At 42.5% G+C, this 26,271-nt stretch carries 21 protein-coding genes; 10 read left to right on the plus strand and 11 right to left on the minus strand.

Annotated features, from left to right (window positions below):
• The first annotated feature begins 158 nt into the window (after positions 1-158).
• The 3 genes from F6K52_RS10680 (at position 159) to F6K52_RS10690 (ending at position 3,824) form a co-directional block, all read left to right on the plus strand.
• Entirely contained in the window at positions 159-917 is a 759-nt protein-coding gene (locus F6K52_RS10680; RefSeq protein WP_293077202.1) for an ABC transporter ATP-binding protein, read from the plus strand.
• Between the two features lie 113 nt (positions 918-1,030).
• The gene (locus F6K52_RS10685; protein ID WP_293077204.1) at positions 1,031-1,861 is read left to right on the plus strand and encodes an ABC transporter permease; all 831 of its coding nucleotides are present in this window, start codon (positions 1,031-1,033) and stop codon (positions 1,859-1,861) included.
• Between the two features lie 676 nt (positions 1,862-2,537).
• Positions 2,538-3,824 carry a transposase gene (locus F6K52_RS10690; protein ID WP_293077206.1) on the plus strand — a complete coding sequence of 429 codons (1,287 nt, stop codon included), beginning with the start codon at positions 2,538-2,540 and terminating at the stop codon, positions 3,822-3,824.
• Between the two features lie 84 nt (positions 3,825-3,908).
• On the opposite strand, the gene clpP is transcribed toward F6K52_RS10690, so the two are convergent.
• A complete protein-coding gene (clpP, locus tag F6K52_RS10695; protein ID WP_008182028.1) occupies positions 3,909-4,511 on the minus strand; it encodes an ATP-dependent Clp endopeptidase proteolytic subunit ClpP in 603 nt (200 codons plus the stop codon).
• A gap of 1,116 nt (positions 4,512-5,627) precedes the next feature.
• Between clpP and lpxD the strand changes: the two genes are divergently transcribed.
• Both lpxD and F6K52_RS10705 read left to right on the plus strand, forming a co-directional pair.
• Positions 5,628-6,671 (plus strand): UDP-3-O-(3-hydroxymyristoyl)glucosamine N-acyltransferase, encoded by a 1,044-nt coding sequence (gene lpxD / locus F6K52_RS10700; protein WP_293077208.1) that lies wholly within the window; start codon positions 5,628-5,630, stop codon positions 6,669-6,671.
• A 431-nt stretch (positions 6,672-7,102) separates the two neighbouring features.
• Complete coding sequence (locus F6K52_RS10705) at positions 7,103-7,888, plus strand: hypothetical protein (protein ID WP_293077210.1); 786 nt, start codon at positions 7,103-7,105, stop codon at positions 7,886-7,888.
• A gap of 145 nt (positions 7,889-8,033) precedes the next feature.
• On the opposite strand, the gene F6K52_RS10710 is transcribed toward F6K52_RS10705, so the two are convergent.
• Positions 8,034-8,621 carry a peroxiredoxin gene (locus tag F6K52_RS10710; RefSeq protein WP_293077212.1) on the minus strand — a complete coding sequence of 196 codons (588 nt, stop codon included), beginning with the start codon at positions 8,619-8,621 and terminating at the stop codon, positions 8,034-8,036.
• Positions 8,622-8,795: 174 nt separating this feature from the next.
• On the opposite strand from F6K52_RS10710, the gene F6K52_RS10715 reads away from it, so the two are divergent.
• Positions 8,796-8,948 (plus strand): chlorophyll a/b-binding protein, encoded by a 153-nt coding sequence (locus F6K52_RS10715; protein WP_070390973.1) that lies wholly within the window; start codon positions 8,796-8,798, stop codon positions 8,946-8,948.
• Positions 8,949-9,374: 426 nt separating this feature from the next.
• Here F6K52_RS10715 and rpoD read toward each other — a convergent pair whose 3' ends face one another.
• A complete protein-coding gene (gene rpoD / locus F6K52_RS10720; protein ID WP_293077214.1) occupies positions 9,375-10,496 on the minus strand; it encodes an RNA polymerase sigma factor RpoD in 1,122 nt (373 codons plus the stop codon).
• 921 nt (positions 10,497-11,417) lie between these two features.
• The gene (locus F6K52_RS10725; protein ID WP_293077216.1) at positions 11,418-12,086 is read right to left on the minus strand and encodes a polysaccharide deacetylase family protein; all 669 of its coding nucleotides are present in this window, start codon (positions 12,084-12,086) and stop codon (positions 11,418-11,420) included.
• Positions 12,087-12,112: 26 nt separating this feature from the next.
• On the opposite strand from F6K52_RS10725, the gene F6K52_RS10730 reads away from it, so the two are divergent.
• Positions 12,113-12,661, plus strand: coding sequence for a hypothetical protein (locus F6K52_RS10730; protein WP_293077218.1), 549 nt, complete (start codon positions 12,113-12,115; stop codon positions 12,659-12,661).
• Between the two features lie 93 nt (positions 12,662-12,754).
• Here the strand turns inward: F6K52_RS10730 and F6K52_RS10735 are convergent, their stop codons facing one another.
• A complete protein-coding gene (locus tag F6K52_RS10735; RefSeq protein WP_008182013.1) occupies positions 12,755-13,276 on the minus strand; it encodes a DUF4330 domain-containing protein in 522 nt (173 codons plus the stop codon).
• Positions 13,277-13,716: 440 nt separating this feature from the next.
• Between F6K52_RS10735 and F6K52_RS10740 the strand changes: the two genes are divergently transcribed.
• Complete coding sequence (locus F6K52_RS10740; RefSeq protein WP_293077221.1) at positions 13,717-14,625, plus strand: M48 family metallopeptidase; 909 nt, start codon at positions 13,717-13,719, stop codon at positions 14,623-14,625.
• A gap of 63 nt (positions 14,626-14,688) precedes the next feature.
• Here the strand turns inward: F6K52_RS10740 and F6K52_RS10745 are convergent, their stop codons facing one another.
• A complete protein-coding gene (locus tag F6K52_RS10745) occupies positions 14,689-15,435 on the minus strand; it encodes a metallophosphoesterase family protein (RefSeq protein ID WP_293077223.1) in 747 nt (248 codons plus the stop codon).
• 579 nt (positions 15,436-16,014) lie between these two features.
• Between F6K52_RS10745 and miaE the strand changes: the two genes are divergently transcribed.
• Positions 16,015-16,614 (plus strand): tRNA isopentenyl-2-thiomethyl-A-37 hydroxylase MiaE, encoded by a 600-nt coding sequence (gene miaE, locus F6K52_RS10750; protein ID WP_293077225.1) that lies wholly within the window; start codon positions 16,015-16,017, stop codon positions 16,612-16,614.
• Positions 16,615-16,734: 120 nt separating this feature from the next.
• On the opposite strand, the gene F6K52_RS10755 is transcribed toward miaE, so the two are convergent.
• Both F6K52_RS10755 and F6K52_RS10760 read right to left on the minus strand, forming a co-directional pair.
• A complete protein-coding gene (locus F6K52_RS10755; RefSeq protein WP_293077227.1) occupies positions 16,735-17,388 on the minus strand; it encodes an HAD family hydrolase in 654 nt (217 codons plus the stop codon).
• A gap of 74 nt (positions 17,389-17,462) precedes the next feature.
• On the minus strand, positions 17,463-18,659 hold the full coding sequence (locus F6K52_RS10760; RefSeq protein WP_293077229.1) for an NAD(P)/FAD-dependent oxidoreductase: 1,197 nt from the start codon (positions 18,657-18,659) through the stop codon (positions 17,463-17,465).
• Between the two features lie 378 nt (positions 18,660-19,037).
• Here F6K52_RS10760 and F6K52_RS10765 point away from each other — a divergent pair, with 378 nt between their 5' ends.
• Positions 19,038-19,682, plus strand: coding sequence for a sporulation/spore germination protein (locus F6K52_RS10765; protein WP_293077231.1), 645 nt, complete (start codon positions 19,038-19,040; stop codon positions 19,680-19,682).
• 252 nt (positions 19,683-19,934) lie between these two features.
• Here the strand turns inward: F6K52_RS10765 and F6K52_RS10770 are convergent, their stop codons facing one another.
• The 3 genes from F6K52_RS10770 to F6K52_RS10780 all read right to left on the minus strand — a co-directional run bounded on the left by F6K52_RS10770 (position 19,935) and on the right by F6K52_RS10780 (position 26,018).
• Positions 19,935-20,780: a DUF4388 domain-containing protein gene (locus F6K52_RS10770; protein WP_293077233.1), complete on the minus strand. Its 846-nt coding sequence runs from the start codon at positions 20,778-20,780 to the stop codon at positions 19,935-19,937.
• A gap of 779 nt (positions 20,781-21,559) precedes the next feature.
• A complete protein-coding gene (locus F6K52_RS10775) occupies positions 21,560-22,318 on the minus strand; it encodes a DUF4388 domain-containing protein (protein WP_293077235.1) in 759 nt (252 codons plus the stop codon).
• Positions 22,319-23,522: 1,204 nt separating this feature from the next.
• Entirely contained in the window at positions 23,523-26,018 is a 2,496-nt protein-coding gene (locus F6K52_RS10780; protein ID WP_293077237.1) for a response regulator, read from the minus strand.
• Between the last annotated feature and the right edge of the window lie 253 nt (positions 26,019-26,271).

Here is a 26,271-nt window from a genome sequence, read left to right on the forward strand (position 1 = left end):
TTGATATAATTCTGGTACCATTTTCAATTGATAGGTCGTATTGACAAGTTATGACCTATCTTTTTTTACCATAATTCGCTCAATTTAAGATATATCAAGGGTTACAGGGCGCTTGTCGCCCCCCCAGCAAGAAGTCTATTGCTAATAACTGACAATAGATGAACCAAACACCAGCTATTTCTCTTACCGATGTCAATAAAACTTTTGACAATGGTACTGTAGCCATAAAAGATCTAAATCTGAACATCAATAAGTCTGAATTCATCAGTCTGGTTGGACCATCGGGATGTGGTAAGAGTACCCTGCTACGCATCATTGCTGGACTAAGCACTATGAGTTCGGGAAACATAGAATGGAGCGATCGCACCCACCAAAATGAGATAGCTTTTGTCTTCCAAGAAGCAGCTCTAATGCCTTGGGCAACGGTAATGGGAAATGTTCGTTTGCCTCTTAAATTGGCTAGGGTATCTAAACAAGTTGCTGATAATGCTATTAAAGAAGCGCTCCAATTAGTTGGACTGGAAAATTTTGCCCAATCCTATCCCCGTCAACTCTCCGGTGGCATGAAAATGCGAGTCTCTATTGCCAGAGCTCTTGTTACTTCTCCCAAGGTATTGCTGATGGATGAGCCGTTTGGAGCCTTGGATGATATCACTCGTACTAAGCTTAACCTGGAGTTACTTGATTTGTGGAGTAAAAAACACTGGACTGTCGTTTTTGTAACTCACAATATTTATGAAGCCGTATATCTATCCAATCGGGTGGTAGTAATGGCGGCTCGTCCAGGTCGAGTAGTGGCAGATATAACTATTGATGAACCATCACCACGTAACCAACAGTTTCGTACATCCTTAGTTTATACCAAATATTGTCAGAAGGTGGCTGAGCAGTTGTCAAAAGGGATGAATTATGAGTGAGATTTTCTAAATTATTATTTAGACATAACTGATAAATTATGATTATCAAAAATATGACTATAAATTTTACAGCTATAATTTTACAGCTATATTAAACGCTATCTAATAATTTTATGACAAAAAACAAAGCCTTCGTTCTGCCAAAGCTAAAATTTAAACGTTTGCTATCTATCGATATTATAGCCCCTGTGGCAGTGGGAATCCTGGTTTTGATGGTGTGGGATATCTCTGTTCGAGTGACTAGCACGCCGTCATATATATTACCAGGTCCTTTGCTGATTATCAAGGTATTAATTAGGGACTGGAACAGTTTATTTCAGCCATTGCTGATCACCATAAAAATAACAGTAGCTGCTTTTATAATAGCAGCAGTTTCAGGATTGCTAATTGCCATGTTAATGGCTCAGAGTAAGTGGATTGAAAAAAGCTTATATCCCTATGCAGTAGTTCTGCAAACAATGCCTATTGCTGCGATCGCGCCTTTAATTATTATTTGGCTGAGTAACAATACCTTTGCTGCTTTGGTAATTTGTGCTTGGATTGTAGCATTCTTCCCAATTATTTCTAATACGACTTTTGGTTTAAATAGTATCGATTCCAACTTAAGTGACCTGTTCCGGCTTTACAAAGCATCTCGCTGGCAGACAATGCTGTATCTGCGATTACCAAGTGCTTTACCCTATTTTTTAGCTGCATTACGTATCAGTGGTGGATTAGCCTTAATCGGAGCAATAGTAGCTGAGTTTGTTGCCGGTACAGGCGGTGCTAATTCAGGAATTGCTTATCAAATGCTAATTGCTGGCTACAATCTCGAAATTCCCCGGATGTTTGCTGCTTTGTTTATGATTAGTAGTCTAGGTATCTTGATTTTTTTACTCTTGACCACCTTATCCAACTTGGTTCTGGGGCAATGGCATGAAAGTTCTCTCACCAGAGATAATTGATTTGATAATTAATAGTCAAGTAGCTATTAAGATTAATTTTTTATATGATTCGATTTCGATATAAGCTAAAGTCTCAATCAAGATCAGGAAAAAAATCTAGATCTACCTCACGCTAACTAGGAAATCCGATATCCGTTTTGATTTCCTATAGCTGAAGTTACCTTGTGGTGATTGATTTTATTGTTACTTTCCATAAACCACTATATATAGTGGTTTATGGAAAGTAATGGCTTAACTCCTGTGATTAACTGCTTATTGTTAATTTCCAGAGCCACTTCAGCAATAGTCGGAAGCTGGTTAGCGATGAAGCAAAGCTTCCGCCAAAGGCGATCGCTTTAGCATCTTCCCAAACAGAGAAACATCAAGCGAGAGTTAGCCACTTAATTTATTGAGTGGCCGGGGAGCGCGCCGGGATTCCCATACGGCTCTCGTGTTATGGAAGTTGCCTGGTTCTACCTAAAGTCTCTAAGAATTCAGAAAGGCTTAATCAAGAATCTTTGGCCATCTCTTTTAATCCATTCCAGGCTGTCTCTGTTGTCATGACACTATACGATTTCTTTCGTACGCCATGTAAACTTGGTCTTCCCACTTTTTTATTAGTTTTTTATGGCATTCGCTTGACACCTTAATTTACAGGTTATATTATTAATATAATACAGTAAAAAAACGATACAAAATGTATGGCTGCCAGCAACATTTAATAACTACAAAACCTGAAAAAAAAGCGTTCATAGAGTTTATCTGCTCAGAAGCCAACAAGCTCACCAATTGTGGGCTATATTATTGCCGTCAAATGTTGTTTAAGGCTGGCAAATACCTCAATAAGGCAGAGTTGGACAAAATAATGAAAACTAATGTCCACTTTAAGGCAATGAGGTCTGCCTGTGCCCAACAGACATTACACGGAATTGTTGAGTCCTTCAAGTCTTACAAGGCTCTCAAGAAGCTGTACGACAAAGGGCAATTGACTGACAAGCCTAGAGTCCCAAAGTACCGCAATAAGGGAGGTCTAGCTGTAGTTAGTTATCCCGCTCGGTGGGTGAAACTAGTGAAAGGTAAACTCAAATTTACTTTAGGGAAGCAGATTAAAGCTTGGTTTGGGATTGACCATTTTTTACTGTCAATGCCATCCAATATCGATTTCAAATCAATCAAAGAATATCGGTTTGTCCCTAGGAATGGCTGTTTTTATTTGGAGTTTTTATATGAGAGACCAAGCCCTGATCCAGTAGCACCAACGAGCAATGTTTTAGGCATCGATCCAGGTCTCAATAACTGGTTAACCTGCGTCTCTAATGTGGGGAAGTCATTCATTATAGATGGCAGAAAAGTTAAATCGCAGAACCAGTGGTACAACAAGCGTGTAGCTGCAATCAAAAAAGGAAAATCTCAAGACTATTGGGATGAGAAATTAGCTTCTTTGACTGAGAGGCGCAATCGACAAATGCGTGACAACGTGAACAAGGTTGCTAGATTCATTATTAATTGGTGTCAAATCAATCAGATTAGCACAGTAGTATTTGGCTGGAACAAGCGAAATAAAGACAGCATAAATATTGGCAAAAAGAATAATCAGCAGTTTGTTCAGATTCCTACCGCCAAATTGAAAAACCGGATTGAACAATTGTGCGTTGAATACGGAATTAAATTTGTCGAAACCGAAGAAAGCTACACCAGCAAAGCTAGCTTTTTAGATCGTGACTTTCTACCTGTGCTCGGCGCGAAACCTGTTCGCGTAGCGTGCGCCAAAGCGCAGGGGTGGACAGTAAGCGGAAAGCGAGTGAAGCGTGGACTTTATCGGTCGGCAAAAGGCGAATTAATAAATGCCGACTGCAACGGAGCTGGCAACATTTTAAGAAAAGTAGTGACACAGCTAGGGTTTCCCCTAGCCGAGGTCAGTAGGGCAGCCTTGAACCTGCCACAACGGTACAAACTGGATTCACTATCTAGATCCTATCGTTAAGCGTCGTGGAGCGCGGTTTTAACCCGCGTAACGACATCCGCTTAGAATCTACGTTTTTCAAAGCGTGGAGAGTTCAATAAGACCTTAGTTTGTTGGGAGAGGGGTTGCTATGGGACGTCGCTCAATGACCTGGTCGATTAAACCATAGTCCTTAGCCTCAGTCGCTGACATAAAGAAATCCCGCTCGGTATCCTCCTGAATCTTTTCCAGTGGCTGACCGGTATGTTCTGCTAAATAATTGTTTAGCTGCTGCTTGTGGTACAGGATTTCTTTTGCTTGGATTTCTATATCGCTTGCCTGTCCCTGTGCTCCTCCCAGTGGCTGATGAATCATAATCCGGGAGTGAGGCAAGCTCATGCGTTTACCCTTAGCACCAGCACTGAGTAAGAAAGCCCCCATACTAGCTGCTAGTCCAACACAGATAGTGCATACGTCCGGAGCAACTTGATTCATCGTATCGAAAATGCCCATGCCCGCAGTGACTGAACCGCCAGGAGAGTTGATGTACAGGTAAATATCTTTTTCCTGGTCATCGGCTTCTAGAAAGAGTAATTGGGCAACCACTAAGTTAGCTAAGTCAGAATCAACCTGTTGTCCGAGGAATACAATGCGCTCTCGCAACAAACGAGAGTAAATATCAAAGGCACGTTCGCCACGACCGGATTGCTCGATAACTGTAGGAATCATAAAAAATAAGCGTGAAATTTGCAAACCCCGTGTATGGGCGACTGGGGAGGAAAAACAAAGGAAAAGGGCGGTTAAAACCGTCTTGGATCAATGTGGGGAGAACAGATGCAGTTCATACCCGTTCCTGTTAACAGCCTCAAAAGCCTATCGAAGCAGAACCTCATGTTTGCCTCGCGGCTTGTTATCAGTAGGTACTATCCTGTCAGAATAAAGAATGGCACTGTCTTACCCCTTGTAGGACTGTTTAACGATCTGGTTAATCAGCTTCGGACTGGCATTCCATCCTAAGGTAGTAACTTTCACCCTTGCCGATAACCTAGACTTCAGAGGTCTTAAGCTGATCAGCTATGTTGCATGACTAGGCTAGGGAGTCCTGTCTAGGCAAGAGTGGGGTGCTGACTTAAGGTGGCTAGTAGATTGGTTTTCCTTTACATTGTAGCGACTAGCAAACTCTTGCTTTGGTTCTAATCTCGGCTACCCCTAATCTATTAAATTACACAGAATGATTTAGGATCAACCCTTTGCACTGTGCCAGTCACTAAGGCGGAACATATAACTTGGCACTTATATGGTTGCTTAAATAAACTGGTAGAGTTAATTACCTTCACGGGTGTATCAATTTTTAGAAAGTTCGTATCTCAGTTAACTAGCATCGTTTCCGATTGTTTCACCAAGACTAAATATTAGGAATGAGGAGTGTGGCTCGTGTTTAAGAAAGTTTTTCAGGCGCTTACTATTACAATATTGCTCAACTTACTAGTCTATATTAGTCCACCAGATCCTCAACAGTCTGATGGTGTACCACATTTACAGGAAACCCCAAAAGTTTTATCAAGTTTACCATAGTACCACCAGACATGATTGATTAGTCGTTAGTCATTAAACTTTCGAGGTCTTAATTAGTTCCATCTATAGATGGAACTAAGCAACTTGTAGACTAATGACTCAATCATCCAAGGGCAATGGGAGTCATGGAATAAGTTAATCCCCAGGAAAACCCAATCTAACTAAGGCATTGTGAATCCCATCTAACTAACTCGCGGAGCAATGGCGGTTAGTCACCAATTTATCCTATCATTCCAGATGTGAAATTCCACACCCACCCATTGCTGAGCCATGAAATTTAGTCTTTTAATAGAACACCTGGGTAGTACAGGGTCTTTGTGCCATAGCCTGAATAGCGCTACAGAGCTTAACCCTGAAATTACTGGAGTTGCTCCCATCGATGCAGCCACCCCAGGCACTCTCAGTTATATTGAGGGACCCAAGTTTGCCCACATGGTAGAAAAAACCCAGGCGAGTGCCTTAATTTTGTCTCTGGATGAAGCATTACAGGAAAAAGCGACAGAAAGAGGTATAGCTTGGGTAGGGACATCTGAACCGAGATTACTATTTGCTCATGCGATCGCATGTTTCTATCAACCCTTTCAACCAGCACCAGTCATCCACCCCAGTGCAGTGATTGACCCAGATGCTCAGTTAGGAACAGATGTGTATATTGGACCCAACGTCATAATTTCAGCAGGGGTAAAGATTGGGAATCAGGTTTTTATCCATCCTAATGTAGTATTATATCCTGAAGTGGAAATAGGCGATCGCACTGTTCTACATGCCAACTGCACTATTCATGAACGGAGCCGCATTGGTAACGATTGTGTAATTCATAGTGGTGCAGTCATTGGTGGTGAAGGGTTTGGCTTTGTGCCAACCCCCCAAGGGTGGTATAAAATGCAACAGTCTGGCTACACGGTCTTAGAAGATGGGGTGGAAGTTGGCTGTAACAGCACTATTGACCGTCCAGCGGTTGGGGAAACTCGGATTGGACGCAACACTAAATTAGATAATTTGGTACATATTGGTCACGGCTCCGAGGTGGGACAAAACTGTGCCTTGGCAGCCCAAGTCGGATTATCTGGAGGAGTTAAAGTGGGTAATCAAGTGCTGCTGGCAGGTCAGGTAGGAATTGCGAATCAAGTGAAAGTTGGGGATGGAGCAATTGTGACCGCTAAATCCGGAATCCACAAAGATGTAGAACCCGGAAGTGTAGTGTCTGGCTATCCTGCTATTTCCAACAAACTTTGGCTAAAAATATCTGCTATCTACAATCGGCTTCCAGAAATGTATAAAATATTGAAGGAACTTCAACGAAACCTCAAATAGAAAAAATAAATAATAAAAGTCAAAAAACTGACCAATCTTTGCTATTCCTTTTGCTCTGATTTCGGAATAGTAAGTAATTAAGCTGACTTGAACAGACCCCTTTCCAAAATCTTCATATTGGAGATTAGCTTACGGAGGGATAAAAACCCGAATTTGTCAAGGTTATAGTTAATCGTTTCTTCTCGGAAACTTAATGAATAAATATCCAAATATAAATAGTTTGTAAAGATCACCTAGATACATTGACTTTTCATGAAACAACCGTGTAAAAATTTACACAATACGTTGATGATTCATTAGACGATCATCAAACTGATCAGATTAATCAGGGTGTTAATACGGTTGGTGCTCATGTCAAAAGTTAAGATTGCCTCTGATTTTTCTGGAATCATCGTCGTTTCAACTTTTAGCGTTCTAGAAAAATTAATTTTATGTCCACGTCTCAAATGCCAAAACAGTCCACCTTAAGAAAAGAAATTAACTATCTGGTTGATTCGTCTAGTTTTTCTAGTGCTGAGCAACCAGTTAAACTAGTTAATGGTGGCTTTGAAGAAGGACTCAAAGGGTGGCAAAAGCTAGGACCAGGTGGGATCAAAAGAGCCAGTTTTGGCATTACTCCAACAGAGGGAGAAAAGCAACTTTTACTCAGAACTAGCAATACCGAAGTCACCAGAACAGGTCAGCCAAAAGCCCCATCAGTCTCTAAACTGGAAGAGTTTTTATACCTGTCCACAGGAACTCTCGATTGTATTGCCCAGAAAATTTTAGACACCGTTGGCATATGTGGTACTTCTAGCAAGGTAGTCAGAGGTGCTGCTATCCAACAAATTATTACCCCTGGTCTTGGTGATACCTTAAGCTTTGATTGGAATTTTCTCACCAATGAAGACGTGGGAGATGAGGCTATTGTTGCCGACTTCGCTTTCGTTTGCCTTAGTTCTCCCAAGTCCCAAATTGTCTATGAATTAGCTAACCCCATCCTAGGAGTTTTTAGTCAAGCACCGAACAACTTTTACCACCAAACTGGATTTAAAACATTTACTCATACCTTCACTACACCTGGAACCTACAGCCTAGGCTTTGGTGTTGTGAATGAATTGAGTAATCAAACTCAGTCTGGACTAATCATTGACAATGTTCAGCTAACCAGCGCTACTGTTGATGATCCGGCTTCGCTACTCAGCTTGCTTTCAGTAGCCTCCTTTAAGGAAGCTTAAATAGGACTTAGGCACTCAAGCTATATGTAGAGCTATATCTAGAAATGAGTTGATTTGGTTAAACTCTATCTATAGATATTAGACCAGAGATATTAGACCAGAGATATTAGACCAGAGATTAAACCTCCTCAGGGCATAAATCTTGTTAAAGCTTAATCATTGGTAGCAAATCAACCCACCAAGGAGTAGAAATTAACTCATCCAGGCTAGCCAGTACTTCGGTGCTATGAATTGCTGGCTTCACACCAAGGAATATTTTCCGTAGAATGCCTTCTGGATCAATGATATAGGTATGGCGTAGGGACATAATACCTAACCAAGAACCATAAGCCTTGCTGACAGAGCCATCGGTGTCAGCTAAAAGTGGGAACTTTAAACCCTCTGAGTCACAAAACTCGGCGTGAGAATCGACATCATCCACGCTCACCCCTAGGATCTGCACATTTCTGTCTGTATATTTGGGCAAATCTTTCTGAAATCGCTGAGCTTCCAAGGTGCAACCACTAGTAAAGTCTTTGGGATAGAAATAGAGTACCACCCACTTACCTTGATAATCCGAGAGGGACACCTGACCCTTACCAGTGTTGGTTGGTAGGGTGAACTCGGGTGCGGGTTTATCGAGAGGAGGTTGTTTGCCACCGAGAGCATGGGCAGGGTTGGCAAAATTTATCCAAGTCAGTAAAACGATAAAGCTAGCCAACAGACTGCTGAGAAATGCGCGACGAGAGATCATTATGAAAACAGGAAATTATTCTTCACATAAGTTTACATCATTGATGACACGCCCTAAGACTTTATAAACAATTCATCCCGGTTGGCTATGCAGATAATTGACATTTAGCCAATAATTTGTTACATTTTTTAATATAAACGGGCTACACAGAGTAAATTCGCGGAGCAAAGAACAATGTCCAATCAAGAGTCTAACGAAGCCAAGTTCGGTTTCACCTCTAAAGCAGAAAACTTAAATGGTCGTCTAGCTATGATCGGTTTCATCGCTGCTTTAGTAACAGAATATATTACTGGTCAAGGTGTATTACACTTTTTGGGCTTAATGTAGTTCCCAATAGTTAGTTAAATTTGTCAATCTCAATAAATAGCTGGAGTTCTACATTAGAACTCCAGCTTTCTTATGTGTTTTTAGCTGATTCCATAGTTTGTTCTACGGAATGTCAGCTAAAACATCAAAACGGTGCGACCCCGTAATTTAATTCTTCAAAGGTCAAGCGCACCGGAACTGATTTCTGGATAGGAATTGGGGTAAGGAATGTAATATGATGTCTGTTTGAATACTTATCATGTTTGGTTGATAGCCAATTGAAAATTGAAAATTAAATAAAAATTGTTATAGGTCAATTGACAATTAACATACATGGTAACAACCGTATTATATGTGATTAACCAGACGTAATATGACTCCCTATTCCCCACTCAGTAGATGCAGCGATAACAGAAAACCCTGATTGCTATCAAGCAGCAGGGTTTTCTATCGGATATATTCCTTGAGAATGCTATTGCGATTTGGATGGCGTAGTTTGCGAAGGGCTTTGGCTTCAATTTGTCGAATCCGTTCCCGCGTCACGTTGAAGATTTGGCCAATTTCTTCCAAAGTCTTCATCCGTCCATCATCTAATCCATAGCGTAGACGCAGTACGTCACGTTCTCGGGGACTAAGGGTATCAAGGACACTTTCTAGATCTTCCCGGAGTAGATTTTTGGAAACCTGATCTTCTGGGGTTTCACCATCGGCTTCAATAAAGTCTCCCAAGCGGGAGTCTTCTTCTTTACCAATAGGGGTTTCTAAGGAGATGGGAAGTTGGGCTGATTTGGCAATGAATCGCAACTTCTCGATGGTCATTTCCATCCGATCTGCAATTTCCTCTTCTGTGGGCTTGCGACCCATTTCTTGAGAAAGGAGTTTAGTAGTTTTCTTGATCCGCGAGATGGTTTCATAAAGGTGAACAGGTAAGCGGATAGTCCGGGACTGGTCAGCAATGGCACGAGTAATAGCTTGACGAATCCACCAGGTAGCATAGGTGGAAAACTTGTAGCCTTTTTCGTGGTCAAATTTTTCCGCAGCCCGGATTAAACCTAGAGAACCTTCTTGAATCAAGTCTTGGAATGAGAGTCCTCGATTCATGTATTTTTTGGCGATGGAAACCACCAAACGGAGGTTAGACTGCACCATTTTTTCCTTAGCCCGCCGACCGACGTGTAAGCGGTAACGGAAAGCTGGCAGCTCCATATCGACCTCTGTTGCCCATTCCCGATCTCCAGGTTCCCGGTCTAACTCATCAGACAAGCGCTCCCGCACTCGTTCTAATTCCAACAAATCAGCAATTTTACGGGCTAATTCAATTTCTTCATCAGCTCTGAGTAGACGAATCCTGCCAATTTCCTGCAAATAGAGGCGAATTGAATCTTCTGTATAGTGCTTCTTTTTGCTTTGGGTTCGGCGACGGTTAGATCGCCCCTTACCAGGCTTAGTATTTTCCTCGTCCGGTTGAGCGTCCACCAAATCATCTCGGTTCACGTCATCCTCAATCAAGACTTCTAAATCGCTCTGAGGTTGGGCGATTGTTGCGAGTAATTCATTTGCCTGGGTCATGTTTTTTCCTCATGCTCCTTCAGTTTCAGACCAGTAGATGATGTCCGTTGATCTACTTAAGATAGCTTAGTCAGTGAGAACCTTGTTTGTTGCACCCTATGGTGGGTCGAATCGCTTCAGCCGTAGGAATTAGATCGACTCTATTTCCTTGGACTTAACTTGCAGTGAATCTACTATCCATTTAAGTGTTAATACTGAATTTTGGGAAGACTTTTTGATTGTAGCCTTATTTACAAAATTTTGCTCTAGTGTTTATCAGAAAAATTTAGCTTATTTATCCGGTCAAAAGCTTTGAGAAAGTGTAGCAATAAGTACCCACTTCCCTTATGTCTAGAATTATAGTCACTATTTTAGTACTAATGTTCTATAAAACCCGACAGTTGGACTTCACTACGTTAATTAACTTGTCCTGTATGATAACCATTGACAAGCTCTGGGTCTAGGTAATGATTATTTTGCATTACTCTTGTAACACACAACCCTAGCCAATGTAGTAAGACGCGCTTGTGAAAGTACTGCCAAGTAAGTTCATTTAACCAGCTCCTAATTCCCTATTTCTGCGCAAGAGAATGGTGAACCAGGGCATTGGAAATACTCCAGAGAAAGACGATCTCAACATTGCGTAGGGGAGGCAACTCTCCTCGTCTGATAGAGCTAGTGCTTGATCATTATTTTAATTTCTAATTTTAATTTTTACGTTTTGCTCATTCTTTTTAAAATTTATCAGATTAGCTGAGCACTACATATAGCGTCAAACTCGATACTGTACTCTATATGAAGTATATAGAGTAGGTAATTGGACCCGAGTAGTTCACTACAGGAGTTCCGGAGATGGAAAACCGGAAGCGTCTAGCAATGCAATTTTTCTAGGAGTTTACGGTGCAGTCAGCGAGAAAACCGTAAGTCAATTAACATGCACTACTAATTTTCCTGCCATAGCTGGTTAATACTAACAAAGTTATAACCTTGGTGCAATAGCTGAGGAATTAACTCAGCCGTAGTTTCAACCACATCTTGTCCTCCATAATAACCATCATGTAAGACGATCAGGGAACCGTTTTGAACCTGCTTTAGCACTCGCTCCACGATTATACTGACACCAGGACGTTTCCAGTCTTCTGGGACAACACTCCACATTACTGATCTATAGTTCCACTGGTGCAGTATATTCAAGGTTCGGGGTGTAAATAATCCGTTAGGGGGACGAACATCTTTTAGCTTGTCTGGCTGAATCTGACAAGCTTGAGCGATCGCGTCTTGGGTAAGGAGCAAACTCTGCTTAAGGGCATCCCGTTTTAGAAAGGGAAAAGACTGATGGTAATATCCATGGAGTCCCAACCAGTGACCTTGTTGGTAAACCTCTCTGGCGACACTGGGGGATTGGTTTACGCAAACGCCCAACCAGAAAAAACTTGCTCTGACTTGGTAGCGGTCTAAGACTTGCAGTAACTTGGGAGTGTAGTGTGGATGGGGTCCATCATCGAAGGTCAGTGCGATCGCTGGTGAATCCGTTGCTCCTGACCACAAGCAATTGGGAAAGGCAGGTTTGAGAATTTGGTACACAATAGGGTATAGCGGAGCAAATTGCATTTAGTCGTAAGTTTGGATGGGGTGGAGTGAATTTGACTAGTTTCCATGTCCTACTTGATCGCATGTTGCGGCGTCGCCAGATTATCTTGATGTTGATCGGCTTTTGTGTAGCAGTAGTGCTTAGTAGTTGTAACACTGTGATTATTACTGAGTATGAAGCTACAGCACTAACCACCTTAACCTGGCGAGTTGAGTATTCTATTAATTCAACAACTGATAGAGATCCCGATGTTGAGGAGTTTGCTTCCAAGTCCGTAGTTAACCGCAATGGTGAGAAACCAGAAGGTGCTGTAACAGGACCTGATGACAAGGGGTTATGGTGGCCAGTTGTCCCACCAAAACCAACCATTGATGAGGTAGAACAGCGTCAGCCACTTCATCATAAGCCTAGCAAGCCAGAGCTGTTGCGTACAGTTAAATACGATATCACCTATAAAGAGGGAGCACAGATAGTTACACTACCTACTAACTATGACGTTTACCGGCAAGTTGCTAGAGCCTATCCTTACCGGAAACCTCTACGGCTTACTCTGGGAATCAATGATGCTTCGGTGGAAAAAGCTGATACTAAGTGAGGTCAAGAAATGATGACAATCGCTCCCTTGCGGGTGCGCGAGGGTGGGGTGTATGGCATCAATTCTTAGTTCAATTCACCCCATCACTCATGATTAATTTACTCTGACATTAATCACACTGGCGTTGAAGTTATAATCTCTACCTTCTAACTCTACCGGAGTACCAATTTTAATCTTGCTATTGCCCAGGACTACTCCATCTTTGGTGATTGTTGCTTTACCACCTAAGGTGAGTAACATATTAATCCCATAAAAGCTAGGTCTGGGATCTGGTAGTTCTTTGATAGAGCCATCTGGTTGTGGCACCAGGACACTTCTACGCAGAATTTTGACGGATTTGACGTCAACCTGACCATAGGGTTGCTTACGAATAACAATATTAGTCTTCTTGGTCTCCTCCAACTGATTGACCAAAACATCTGGTTCAAGTAAGCTTAACCCCCGGACAATAACATCTACTTCTACTGGTTTGGTGCTATTGAGTTGGGCAACGGAACCAGACTCACCAGGAAAGAAGAAAATTCCTACAACTACCAACAAAATCACCAAGGCAGCACCGAAGTCGATAATGCTCACCTTGCCAAACAAACGTCCTTTAGAATCTACAATAGCCATAAAATTGGTTAGGTGTTTTTGTGAAAATTGTATAGCGTAAAGATAACTCCTTAAGGTTTGCTCGCTCTAGGTTGAATGGTTAAGGGGGTTCTAACCTAGTTAGAAAGCGCTCCTCTTAAAGCAGGTCGGCTATCAACTGCTTTTGATGTATCTAATACCTCATAAATAATACCTATAATTAAAGTTATCCATAAGTGGTGAGTGAGAGTAACGAACACCGGGTTTGTCTGTGGAACATATTACCCTATTTGGGGTTCAACCATAAGGAGGAATGCTACTGGTCAGTAATTATGGTAGACAACTCCTAGTAGAGAGTTGACTTATGATGTTAAAGACAAGGCTCCTCTACAGCAAGCCATGGCTGTAAACCCTTTTTCCACTGGAACAAGGGATAATAGCTAAAATAATCTCTTTTCGATTTAATAATTCATAATTTTGCTATGTTCAGCAATATATTATCGATTTACTCCCGTTATCGACGTCGTTTGTTGTATCCGTTAATCAGCATGCTTCTATCCCTGACTCTGGTGGTGGGAACAGCTCAGGTTGCCCAAGGGGTTCCCTGGTTAGAGCTGCTATTGCGTGGTATTCAGATTATCCAGTTATCTAATATGTCTGATCAACAGGAAGTCCAAATTGGTCAGCAAATTAATCAGCAACTTGTTAGCAAGCAATTTAAGCTCTATCGCAATCGGGAAATTAATCGGTATGTTGATCAAATTGGTCAGCGACTAGCTAAAAGCAGCGAACGCCCAAATATTAACTATACATTCCAGGTGGTCGATGATGCTAATATTAATGCTTTTGCTACTATGGGAGGATTTGTTTATGTTAACACGGGTTTAATCGCAGCAGCAGACAATGAAGCTCAACTGGCAAGTGTGATAGCTCATGAGATTGGTCATATTGTAGCTCGTCATAGTATCCAGCAAATTAGGCAAGCCGCGATCGCTAGAGGTTTAGCAGAAGCGGCTGGAGTTGATAGCAACACGATGGTTAATCTGGGCGTGGAATTCGCACTACGTCGTCCCAACAGTCGTCAGCATGAGTTTGAAGCTGATGAACTAGGTATCAACAACTTAAAACAAGCAGGCTATGCTCCGATAGGATCAGTAGACTTTATGAAAAAACTCCTCAAGCAAAGAGGCTCTATTCCAGGGTTTCTGAGTACTCATCCGTCAACAGCAGACCGAATTGATTCCTTGGAGCAGTCTATCGATTCAAATCGTGCTTATGTTGGTGATGGATTAAACAATCGGGCTTACAAAAACAAAACTCGTGTAGTCCGCAACCAGAAAAAAGCTGCCCTCAAAAGGACAACAGGTCGTGGAGGGCGAGTGCTCAGATAAGCACAGCTAGCTCAAGAGCATAAAGCGCGTGCTTAATAGTCTTTTTGTTAACCTATATCACCGTCACGAGGTACTCAACACTTGACGTCGGCATATTTTACTAGGTTCTATCTTGGTCACGGCTTCTTCCAAGGGGAATTGGCGAACATCACCCCGAAAGACATTAACTTGATAAACAAGATTATTGGTAATGTCTAGACCTGTCATCCAACCACTTTTGGGATGATAAGCACCAGTGTCTATATCTAGCCAACCACAACCTTGGGCTATGGTACCGGGAGCCACTCCTGGTAAGGTGAAAGTCATGGTGTGACCCGTGATGATCAGCTTGTCGAGAAAGTAAGGTTCACGCATACTGTGAAATTCATCCCGAATCCAACAAAATTGCTCAACGGTTTGCTCCTCAATGGTCATGCGAGGATTAACCCCGGCATGAACTAGCCAGGTATCTCCTAAATCAATGTAGGTTGGTAGTGTTTTGATCCAATCAAGGTGATCTTGCGAGACTTTTCCACCATAGCTGTTGATAGTAGTTTCACCACCACTATATAGCCAGGCTTGTCGTGTTGAGTTAGGTACTGAATTGTTACCGATAATTTCTAGTAACATCAGCTCATGATTACCTAATAAACAGGGGTGAGCATTTTTCTTGACAAATTCCACAACCTGAGAACTCATCGGTCCTCGATCAATCAAGTCTCCGAGAAAATAAACGGTGTCGTCACTAGTGGGTGCGATCGCATCCAATAAGGCCATAAGAGGATTATAGTGACCATGAACGTCACCGATAACAATACGACGGTGGGTCATTACTTTACTTATCCAAATCTAATTTCGTTAAATATCAGGTAGACCCCTTCATATAAAATTTAAGGTTAATGGCTTTAGGCATCAGAGTTCTAGGTTAAATGGCTAAGCGGGTTCTGACCAGCCTATGAAGCGGCCCTCCTCAAGCACAGAGGCTATCAACTGCTTTTGTTGTACCTAATACCTAATACCATTAGCCTCATACCCATTTATAGATTGATGCACCGATTCTTCCACAGTGGTCTTCCTTTTAAGAGATTTGCTATTCCTGAATAGAGTCGTTAAGTGTAATAGTTTGAGGAATAGGCTCAAGTAGTTAGTTTAACTTGTCTTCTAAGTATCTATGTGTAGTATCTATGTAAATTTATCATGAACTACCCGGATTGGCTACGGGGAAGTAGGGCTTTGGCACCCAACTTGTTGGTACAAAAGTGGGTCTTGAACCCAGTTTTTGAAGGGATTACACCTGCCCCTTAACAATACGGGGATTGACACGATTCAGTTAAAATTAATAGCATCCCCTAGCAATACCAAAGCCTATCTGCAATGAACAAGCCAACTACTCTGATTTGAACAAAAACCGTGTCTTCTTCTGGTCTGCCTTTGATTAATACCCTCAAACAACCTACTAGCCAGGCTTGGATCGAGCAAGCCCTTGCAAACCTTGATGTTATTTTACTTGACCATTCCCATTGTGAACGTAAAGCGGCTGGAGTAGCTCTGAATTTAATGTTTCGCTACCCATCCTACAGTAAACTGGTGCGTCAGCTGACGGTCATTGCCCGTGAGGAACTAGAACATTTCGAGCAAGTTAACCAGTGGCTAGAAAGACGTAGCATTCCCTTAGCTCCCCTTTCTTCACCACCCTATGGAGCTGGATTGAAAGGTCAGATTCGCCGAAACGAACCAGAACGGTTGTTGGATTCTTTACTAGTTGCTGGACTGATCGAGGCTCGTTCTCACGAACGTTTGGGATTACTAGCAACTCACTGTTGTGATCCATCTTTAGCCAAATTTTATCGTAGCTTGATGGCATCTGAGGCTCGTCACTATGGTGTTTACTGGGTACTGGCTGATACCTATTTTGAGCGACTACTGGTAGATCAGCGGTTGGATGAGTTAGCAGTTAAAGAAAGTGAGTTGCTGGTTACCCTTTACCCAGAACCAAGAATTCACAGTTAGCAGCCAATATGCTCAAAGAAGCAGCCAAACAATACCAGAGCACCGCTTATTAACCAGAAACTGTTGTGGAAAAAAATTGGTGCGTTCGCGTAGCGGCGACCTAGGAGCATCGCGTAATGCTTAAGTCATTGGTTTGCGCTTGATCAAAAATGCTCTCAAGCCAGCTGCCTGAGCACCCTGATAGTCTTGTTGAAAACTATCACCAATATGAAAAGCCTCCTGAGCACTACAGTGATGTTTTTGTAAAGCAGCAGCAAAAATCTGTGGATCAGGCTTGGCAAAGCCAGTTTGGGTCGAAATTGTGATGGAGGAGAAAAATTCTTCTAATTTTAGGGCTTTTAAGACAAGATCAAGACGGGAATCAAAATTTGATACGACACCCAACTCAATACCAATATGCTGCCATGCTTTCAGAGCTGGGATAACATCGGGATAAATGAACCAAGGTTGAGCAGTGGCAAAGTGGCCATAGAGTTCGTCAAAAAAATCAATGAAATCGGTGAACTGGTCAAGTACACCAACTTGTTCAAAGGTGCGGGAGGCAATCACCGACCACCATTCAAATTCTCGCTGGGGAATTTCTTCAGGATCTGTTTCTGGAAAAACCGCTGGTTCTGCTGAGGCGAAGGCTTTGACAAAGGCTTTGTCTAAAGCTGAAGCAGGTACTGTAACCCCAAATTGATTAGCGATCGCACTATAAACTTCCCCTACACTCCCTTGAACACCAAATAGTGTCCCGACAGCATCTAGAAAAATTACTCGCGGTTTTTCCATGGTTAATGGTTAATTGTTAATGCTTAATTGTTCATTTAATTTCTTCCATTTTCCATTTTCCTGTATGTATGTCTTTATGTTCCAGACAGCAGATCAGTTAATGGTCGAGTAATCCAGTTCATGCCAACTTTCAGTTGGTGCTCTATAGTTGGCATCCGATAAAGATAGGCAAGTCGCCGCACTATGTGGGCTAAAGGACCATCCAGCTTCACACCTAAACCAGTAAGAGTTGCATTGTCTTTCCCCAAAGTCATCATCTCTCCCAACTGCTGGTAACGGAAGGGCAGCAGGGGACGCCCAGTTAAAGAAGCCCAGACATTCCAACCCACATAATCAGCTTGCTGAAAAGCGGATTGAGCTGTATTGGGAACTGGTTGATTATCAGCATCTCGGCAATCGGCTAGATCACCTAGGGCAAAAATTTCGGGATGGTCAACCACTTGTAACCTTTGGCTGGTGACCAGCTGACCACGCTGGTTTTGTTTGAGCGGAAGCGATCGCACAACTGGTGTCACTCTTGTGCCTACTGTCCACAGCACTAAATCTACGGGGATAGTATCCACCTGTCCTTTATACAACAGAGAAATGGTTTCAGGTCCAATGGACTCAACACTGGTTTCCAAATCAATCCAGACCTTTTGTTCATTCAAAGCTTTGCGTGCTGCCTCTCGGTTAAAGTCCGTTGATGTTCTTAGAATCACATCACCGAGTTCAATCAACCGCAACCTTCCGCGCTCTCCCAACCGTTCGGCTAGATGGCAAGCTAGTTCTACACCAGAGTAACCTGCACCAACTATAGCGATCCTGATTTTATCTGTATCGGATTCTTCCAAAATCCGTAAGCGTTCTTCCAGGTGATAGGCATCAGTAATAGTGCGGAACGGGATAGCATACTCAGCCACCCCAGGCACCTGCTCTAGGGGGGTTTCTCCACCTAGGGCTAACACCAGGCGATCATACTGAAATTCCGATCCAGTCTCTAGCTGTACCTGCTGCTGTTCTACATCAATGCCTGCTACCGCTGCCTGAGTAAACCGTACACCTGTGTTTGCTAACAATTCTTCATAGGGTGGAGCAATTTCCCAGGTTTGTAGTTCAGTAGTCATCAGTTCATACAACAGCGGTGAAAATAAGAACCGATCATTTTGATCAACCAAGACAATTTCTGGTTGTTGGGGCTTTTCCCAAGGCAGCTGGCTTAAGCGTAGGGCTGTATAGAGACCCCCAAAGCCTCCACCGAGAATGCAGATTCGGGCTGGTTGTTTAGTCATGGTTGATTGAATCGGGGATGTCCTCCACGGGGGAACTTCTTTTAGGATAGCAAGGCTATTACAACAGGGTAGCTGGGTTTCGCCTCCCCCAAAGTTAATACCAATTCTTCAAAGTAGGACTATAGATACAGATGGGGAGCTCGGGAGTGTCAGGAGTGTTAAGAGTGTTGGGAGTGTCGGGACATGCCCAGATTAAATTGATGTATAGCCCTAATGCCCCAGAATTGGGATATAAGCCTGAAAATTATTTCAATTTTTATTTTCTAGTTTCTATTTTTTAACTATTTTATCCTGATCAACCACGCTTCACCTTGAATATGGATTGATGTAACTGTTGCTTTAGACAACAGCTAGAAGCATTGTTTTGAGCGAAGCCAAATGAAAAGTTTTCAACACTATCTAGCTCCTGTTGCGATTGGAGCAATTGTCGTTGGTTTCAGTAGCTATGGTTTGGTGAGTGATAACAATCCTGGTTCCCAGAAAACTCCTGTAGGGAATTTATCTGCTGAACCAGTCACCGAACCTAGCTCTACCACTGGTGTAGCACCCTCTAATACTACCCTACCTAAGATTACTGTACCTACGGAAGAAACTCAACCAGGAACCAAGGTTGGTAAGGTCGCGCTTAAGGCTACAGTCAGCCAAGGTAATAATAATAGCAATCGAGCTAACGGAGTAATTCTTAATGTCTATCGGGCTGACAGTCAGTGTCAGTCTCTGGTATCTCAACAGGTAGCTGTACCAGTAGGAAATCCAGTAAATACAGTTATAGGAAAAGTTTTAGAGACTGGTAACTCCAGTGACTTTAATGTATCGGGATATCGCGTGAAGGTCAATGCCAATACTGGTGTGGCTACCGTCGATTTACGCCTATCACCAGATTCCCAGCGGCAGTTTGTCTCCCTCTCCACTTGTGAGCAGTTTGCCCTTTTCGGTAGTTTGCGTAAAACTCTTACTGCTAACTCTCAGTTGAATATTAAAGATGTTCGCTTCACAGAGCAAGGAGAAGATATTTATCTTTGAACTGTTCGATAAAACTTACACAAAACGTCAGTTTATGATGCTTTCAGAGGCAAACCCCATCTAAATTCCAAAACCCTTATCCAGTAAGGATTTCATCAATTTATAAAAACCCGGACTCGATTCTATTGGTGGGCGTTCACCCTTGTCGGGAAACCCGACCGGGGTCGCACCGCTGCTGAAATCCTCATCCAGCCAGCATGTACAAAAATAAGATTGGTTTGCCCTGCCCTGTGCGCTCATCCGACGCCGACGCTACTGCTTTCGGACGTGGGATGAATTGCGGCGGAAGCTAATGAATGGATATTTTTGTTTGTGGAGAGGAATTGGGTTTTGTCTAGATTTGTCTAAGTTTTGATGAGAAGTATCCTTCAACAAAGGTCTTGCTTGTGCAAGACCCACTGTGATTAGCCTAAACGCAATCTGCCTTACTTGTGCTACTGGTAGTTTCAGCTGCTTTGCGATCGCTTTGAGAGAAACTTTGCCTGTTGTATAATTCCACACTTTGCATTCTAAAACGTTGAGTCGATAATGGGATTGGGGTGGATCGCAGATGGTACTGACTAAACCCCAATTAGGGTCAGGCAATTGCTCAGCTAAAGCCTCCCAGTGCTGCAGTTCCCTTAACCCGATCAATGTTGCTTCTGTTGCCGGTATACTTAAACCGGTCATTTCCAGGGTTGGGATCGGCACGTTCTGCTCGAATTTAAATCGACCATCTTTCAGTTCAAACAAAGGACACACTTGCCGTTGTATTTGAATCTGAAACAACCATTTTAGTTGTGCAGTTTGTAAAATACCTTGACTTTGGAGGTATAAACCCAGTGGCTGATTGGGAGTACATGACTGAGCTAGTGTAGTGACTATACTGTGTTTAACCCACTGATGTTGAGCAATCAGGACAATTAAACCCTGATGGTCCAATCGATTAGCTGCTGCCACAATCCGACCCTGATACACCCAAAAGTGATGAACTGGTCGCCGGTATCCAGAAACTCTGGGTAAGACAGTAATTCTGAGCCAACCAGTTTTCTTTCCTTTCTCTAGAAACTGAAAAAGTTCTGGCAAGTATAAATCGCTTAGGTAACCATTAAGGGACATGTCGGGTAATTAAAACCAAGAGAGCACCTTGAAAGTGTCAACTATGAGTGACAATAAATTATATAGTCTTAGATGGTTTGTGCGGCACAATCCGAGTTTTAGCTCAACCGCGATCAGCCCCATGTGTCACCCTGGGCGTTGGCTTTGGTTTACTAAGGCCGAGAGTCCTTAGGACTTGTATAAGAAGTAGCTTAGCCATCGGTCTGGGCTTTCCAGGTAGGAACGCAACCTTTGAGCACTCAGCTCCTCATCAATCCCATACAGAGGTTGTTTTTTTATCGGAGCAAAGATGTTTTGCCATATTACTATAAGGTTGGCGGTTGGCCAAATCGACAAAGTGCTAAGTTGGAATTAAATAAATCTTCGCTTGATCCTGATGAGTGAAAGTTCTTTTGAATAGTTGGAAACGTAGCTGAAGAAGCTGGATACATAGTGTTTGAGTCAAACCCTGCCTCTAAGTCTCAACTCTTTTCTTATCGAGATGAGTGCCAAATCTTGGTGCCCGTTCACGCTTAGCTTTTAAAAAGCGCGGGATAGCACTGGATAAATAATTGTAGTATTCAAGACTAGTTTGATTACGATTTGCAGCTTTGGATTAACGGTTATATTAACTAACCAATCAACTAAAGTGCGAGCAATGCTGAAAATTTACCTAACTCTAAAACTCGCTATCAGGAAATACAGTTGTGTTTAAATCCATAATTAATAGTACCTTTAATTAGTAATTTACCTAATTTTTTATACCGTTTAATCAGGTATAATAATACCACACGTTACCGTTATTTTAATGTAGATATGTTACATAATTTGCTAACCAATAATGGAACTTCTTCTACTAAACCTATTGTGATTAGTCTAAAAGCAACTTGTTGAACTTTTTCTACTGGTACTCTCAGTTGCCTTGCAATTCTCTTGAGAGAAACATTGCCATTGGTGTACTCCCAAACTTGCCACTCTATAGAATCCAAACTGTATTTAGGTTGACCACCGTTGATACTGACCAAACCGCCATTCGGGTCAGGTAATTTATCTGCCAGAGCTTCCCAGTTGCGGAGCGATCGCAATCCCTTCAACATAGCTATTTTTGTTGGCATACTCAAACCCGTCATTTCTCGTGTTGGTATGGGTACATTCTGTTCAAAGTTAAACTGACCATCTCGGAGCTGAAACAAAGCACACACATGCTGTAAGATCTGCATTCGAAATAGCTGTTTTAATTGTTCACCCTGTAAAGCACCCTGAGTTTTCAGGCATAAACCCAGAGGTTTATCTATGGCACACAGCTGAGCTAACTTAGCAATTACCCGTTCGCTAACCGCGCAGTGTTTCACAATCAGCGATACCAAACCTTGATTGTCTAACCGATCTGCAGCTGCCACCAGGTGACCCTGATACATCCAAATATAATGAGTTCTCCTAGGGGTGGCTTGGTTTATTGGCAAGGGAACCAACCTTAGCAATCCAGTTTTTTGTCCCTGGGCGATAAACTGAAAAACTTCTGGTAGGGAAATATCGCTTAAATGGCCTGTAACAGACATAATTGTTAATTGGCTTCATACTAAAGGGTTAGCGGAAATTACTAATTTATAATAAATTAAGATTTGTTAAAAAAACACCTGAAAATCGTTTTTAACAGTCAAAGTCAAGGTCTTCTGACCTGAATGGCTTGTTAATTTGAAATTAAATCCCATATCAATTGATTAATTCTCTTGAGAGAAACAATAATTGGTAGCAGTTTCCGAAAGGTCAGACCCATCGAACTATGAGGGGTATGACCCATCAACTAATCAGGTACTAGCGATGTTAAGGCTGGTAAAAAATTTTCCTAGAACGCTTTTACCTTAAGATCTGGAATACCAAAATTATTGCTATGGGCAGATAAATTTTCCAAGAAATTTTATATTTAACAGGCGCGGGGAAAAGCACATTTATAGGCTATAAACGTTTGTATACCCTGTTCTATACCCTATTGGTCAGGCTTGATTTTTTAGTTAGACTCTGATCAGTAATTGCTTACTAGGGTTGGATCAAAATCTTTCAAAGGTGCGACCCAAGGCCGCGAGCAATCCCTTGACCGTAGGTCACGCGGGGCGCGTTCGCCATCACGGAAAGCGCACCAAAGCGCGAATTTAATAATTAGATGCGGAAAGCGCATTTATGAGATTAGATGCCCCCTTCAGACAGCCCACAACAATTAATCTCTTAGTGCGGTGTGATCCCGCGCTTTTTTAAAGCGCGGGATCACACCGCAAAACCACCATTGGCTGACTCCCCACCCAATATTCCGCTTAGAAACAAAGCAACGTTCGCGTAGCGTGACCTACGGTCAAAGGTTTGCGACTTGGGTCAATAAACGTCGATTCCGTTCGCGTAGCGTGACCTACGGTCAACGGAAAGTTTGCACTTTCGCACTTTGCTGAACTATTGTCGGATTCGACTAAATAAGCTTTACACCCTAATGAGATCTTAAAAATGACCTATGCTTGATGGCTACTCTCAAGCTTTATACTGTTGAGCCTAACTCCAAATGAAAGATCAATATCTTTGACTCGATAATCTTTAAACTATCTTTATATTATCCCCAATTGTAAAATAATCGAGTAAGTTGTGAATAAAATGTGAATCTATCAGCTCGATTTTTCAGGTTCTACTTGGTAGCAATTGGGTTTAATGGATCACGCATCAGCTTGGTGTAACCCTCAGAAGGCTTTACTCACCTACTGAAAAATCACAACTGAAAAATCACAACTGACTGATGTTTCCAGCTAGGGATTGAGCTGGCAATACACAATCTTGACCAATGGCTTTGGCTCGCTCAATAGCCTCATCAGCGGCTCGATAGAGGCTTTCGATGTCTGTGCCATCCTTAGGGTACTCTGCCACCCCAGCACTAAATGTTACCTGCACTAGATCACAGTCATCAAATTCTTCACTAACAGTCTCCAAAATTTCTTGGAGCCTTCTGACCCCAGCCTGTCGATTGAGACCATACATCCCGATGAAGAACTCCTTACCTCCCCAGCGGGCAACTATATCGTGACTCCGAAACTTTTGCCGCAAGATTTGTCCTAACCGCTTCAGAATTCTATCTCCCATCACATGACCATATTCCTCATTCACCTGCTTTAAGTTGTTTAAATCCAATAAGGCATAGCAAAGAGGTTGATGGTAGCGTTGGGATAAGTGCAGTAATCGCTTGAATTCTATGGTAGATTGACGACGATTAGCCACACCAGTTAATTGGTCAATTTCTCCTAAACTACGGAGCAGTTTGGTACGCTCTAGACGATGGAAAACACGGGTGACTAACTCGGATTTCGTTATCGGTTTAAAGATATAGTCATCAGCTCCAGCTTGATAAATGCGGTGAATTGTTTCAGAGTCTTGGTGTTCACAAAGCAATAGGATAGGTAATCCATGCCAGATGCGATCATTGCGCACAACTTGGCACAGTTCAATCCCATTGAATTGGGGCATGTCTAAATCCAAAATCAGTAGATCAGGTCCTGTCGCTTCGAGCTGTTCCCAAAATTGATCGGGTTCTTCTAAGGTAATAATCTGCACTCCTAAAGGTTGTAGGAAGTGTCGTATACTTTCGAGCACTAGGGGATCATCGTCTACTGCCAGGACTTTGGCGGTGGAAGGTCTGTCTTGATTTAAGACATCTTCAACGGTTTCTAGTAACTGTATTGGCGTAACGGGTTTGGATAAAAACGCTCGTCCTCCCTGACGAGCAACCTCAACGCGATCGCTAAACCGATTTTGCTGTGTAGAAACGATTACTGGGATTTGAGGGTATTGGTTCTGGAAATCTTTTAGGAGTGCGATTCCGACCTCTGGATAATTGGGAAACATCAAGTCCAGTAGCACAACATCAGGTATTTCTTGATCCATGACAACTCTTGCTTCCCTGGGATCTAGGACAACTTTTACTTGCATATCCCAATTCACTGCTTCTCTTTCCAACTGTTGTGTCAGTTGCACGTCTCCATCGATAACTAAAATCAAGGGAAGCTTTTTTGGTAATTGGTCGGGTGCCAGGGGGTCTGATCTATTATCCTCGGTTAGTTCATACTCTTTTAAGACAGTAATGGTTGGATTATCCTCCAACTCACTACTGACATCACCAGATGAAGCTGATGGAGGTTGCTGCAGTTCTTCAGACAGAAGTGCTACCAAAGATGCCAGATTTTGAATATTAGTTGGGGAACTGAGTTGCTGTAATTGAGGACTAGGTAATTCTATTTGGTTGTCATAGTTCCTGCGTCTTGACCGATATCTTTGTTTACCGGAGTTCCTTGTCGTGCTTATATTGACGAACTTTAGCCAGTTCTCAATAGTTTGGGCTAGGCGTGATCCTTCAACTAAGCCAAACTTATCTAAAGCTCTGACGAGCTTGTGGACTTGCTGCTGGGCTTGTTTTCGCAGCTCCTCAGTAAGATGTCCGGCTTCGAGAGCATTAACCGCCTGTTCTACAGTGGCAAACTGACGCCACATGGTTCCTTTAGAACGCTCCCAAGGCTGATTAAACCTTGTTGGGGTTGGTTTGAGTTTCTTTTTCTTGGTCCTCGGTAAGCTCTTGAGGCGATAGCCCATTCCATAGACAGTTTCAATCACATCATCAGCTTCAACACTCTTGAGCTTGCGCCTTAACCCCTTAACATGTGCCCTAACTGTTTCTGGTGAAGGAGGGTCTTCAAATGACCACAGATGTTCAAGAATGATACTCTGACTAAATACTCGGCGCGGATGGCTCAGGAATAGTTCTAGAAGACCGTATTCCTTTGGTGAGAGATGGAGCAGTTGCCCTTTATAAGTTACTTCACAGGTACTCGGGTCTAGGCAAACATCACCCCATTCCAGTAGCCTTAATCCAGAAACACTGTGGTGACGCAGTAATGTCTTAATCCGAGTCAACAGATCCTTGGCTGTAAAGGGTTTAACAATATAATCATCAGCCTCAGCATTAAGCTTGACTTGCTCAGCAATAGCTGCTTGAGAAAGTAACAGCAAAATCCCTCTATCGTAGCTTGCCTGCCGTAGTCGCTTACACAAGCTGATACCATCGAGCTTGGGTAAATCCACTTCGAGCACAATCAGGTCATAGGTAAAGGCTTGAGCATACTCCCAACCTTCTTCCCCATCTCCAGCAATATTTACAATATAATTCTGCTCTCTCAACACTTTACTCAAGGTTAGAGCTAGAGCATTGTCATCCTCTACCAGCAAAAGTCTCATGAACAATCCTGCTGTAAGCCTAGTCCTTTACAAATTTTGGATAAACACAGAACACTCAAAAATATACCTCTTTTGACAGATGCTATATGTAGTTTCTTGATATGTGTTCATCACTATTTGGGTTTTACCATTAGTAACGGCTAGTTGCACTGGATCATCTCAAAATTCTGTAAAGAGTGTGTAAAGATTGTGTCAAATTGAGAAGTGAGCCTTCCCTCTGTTGGTGCGCATTCACCCTTAGCTCTGTTGGTAG

It is taken from the genome of Moorena sp. SIO3H5 (assembly GCF_010692395.1).
Taxonomy (GTDB): Bacteria; Cyanobacteriota; Cyanobacteriia; order Cyanobacteriales; family Coleofasciculaceae; genus Moorena.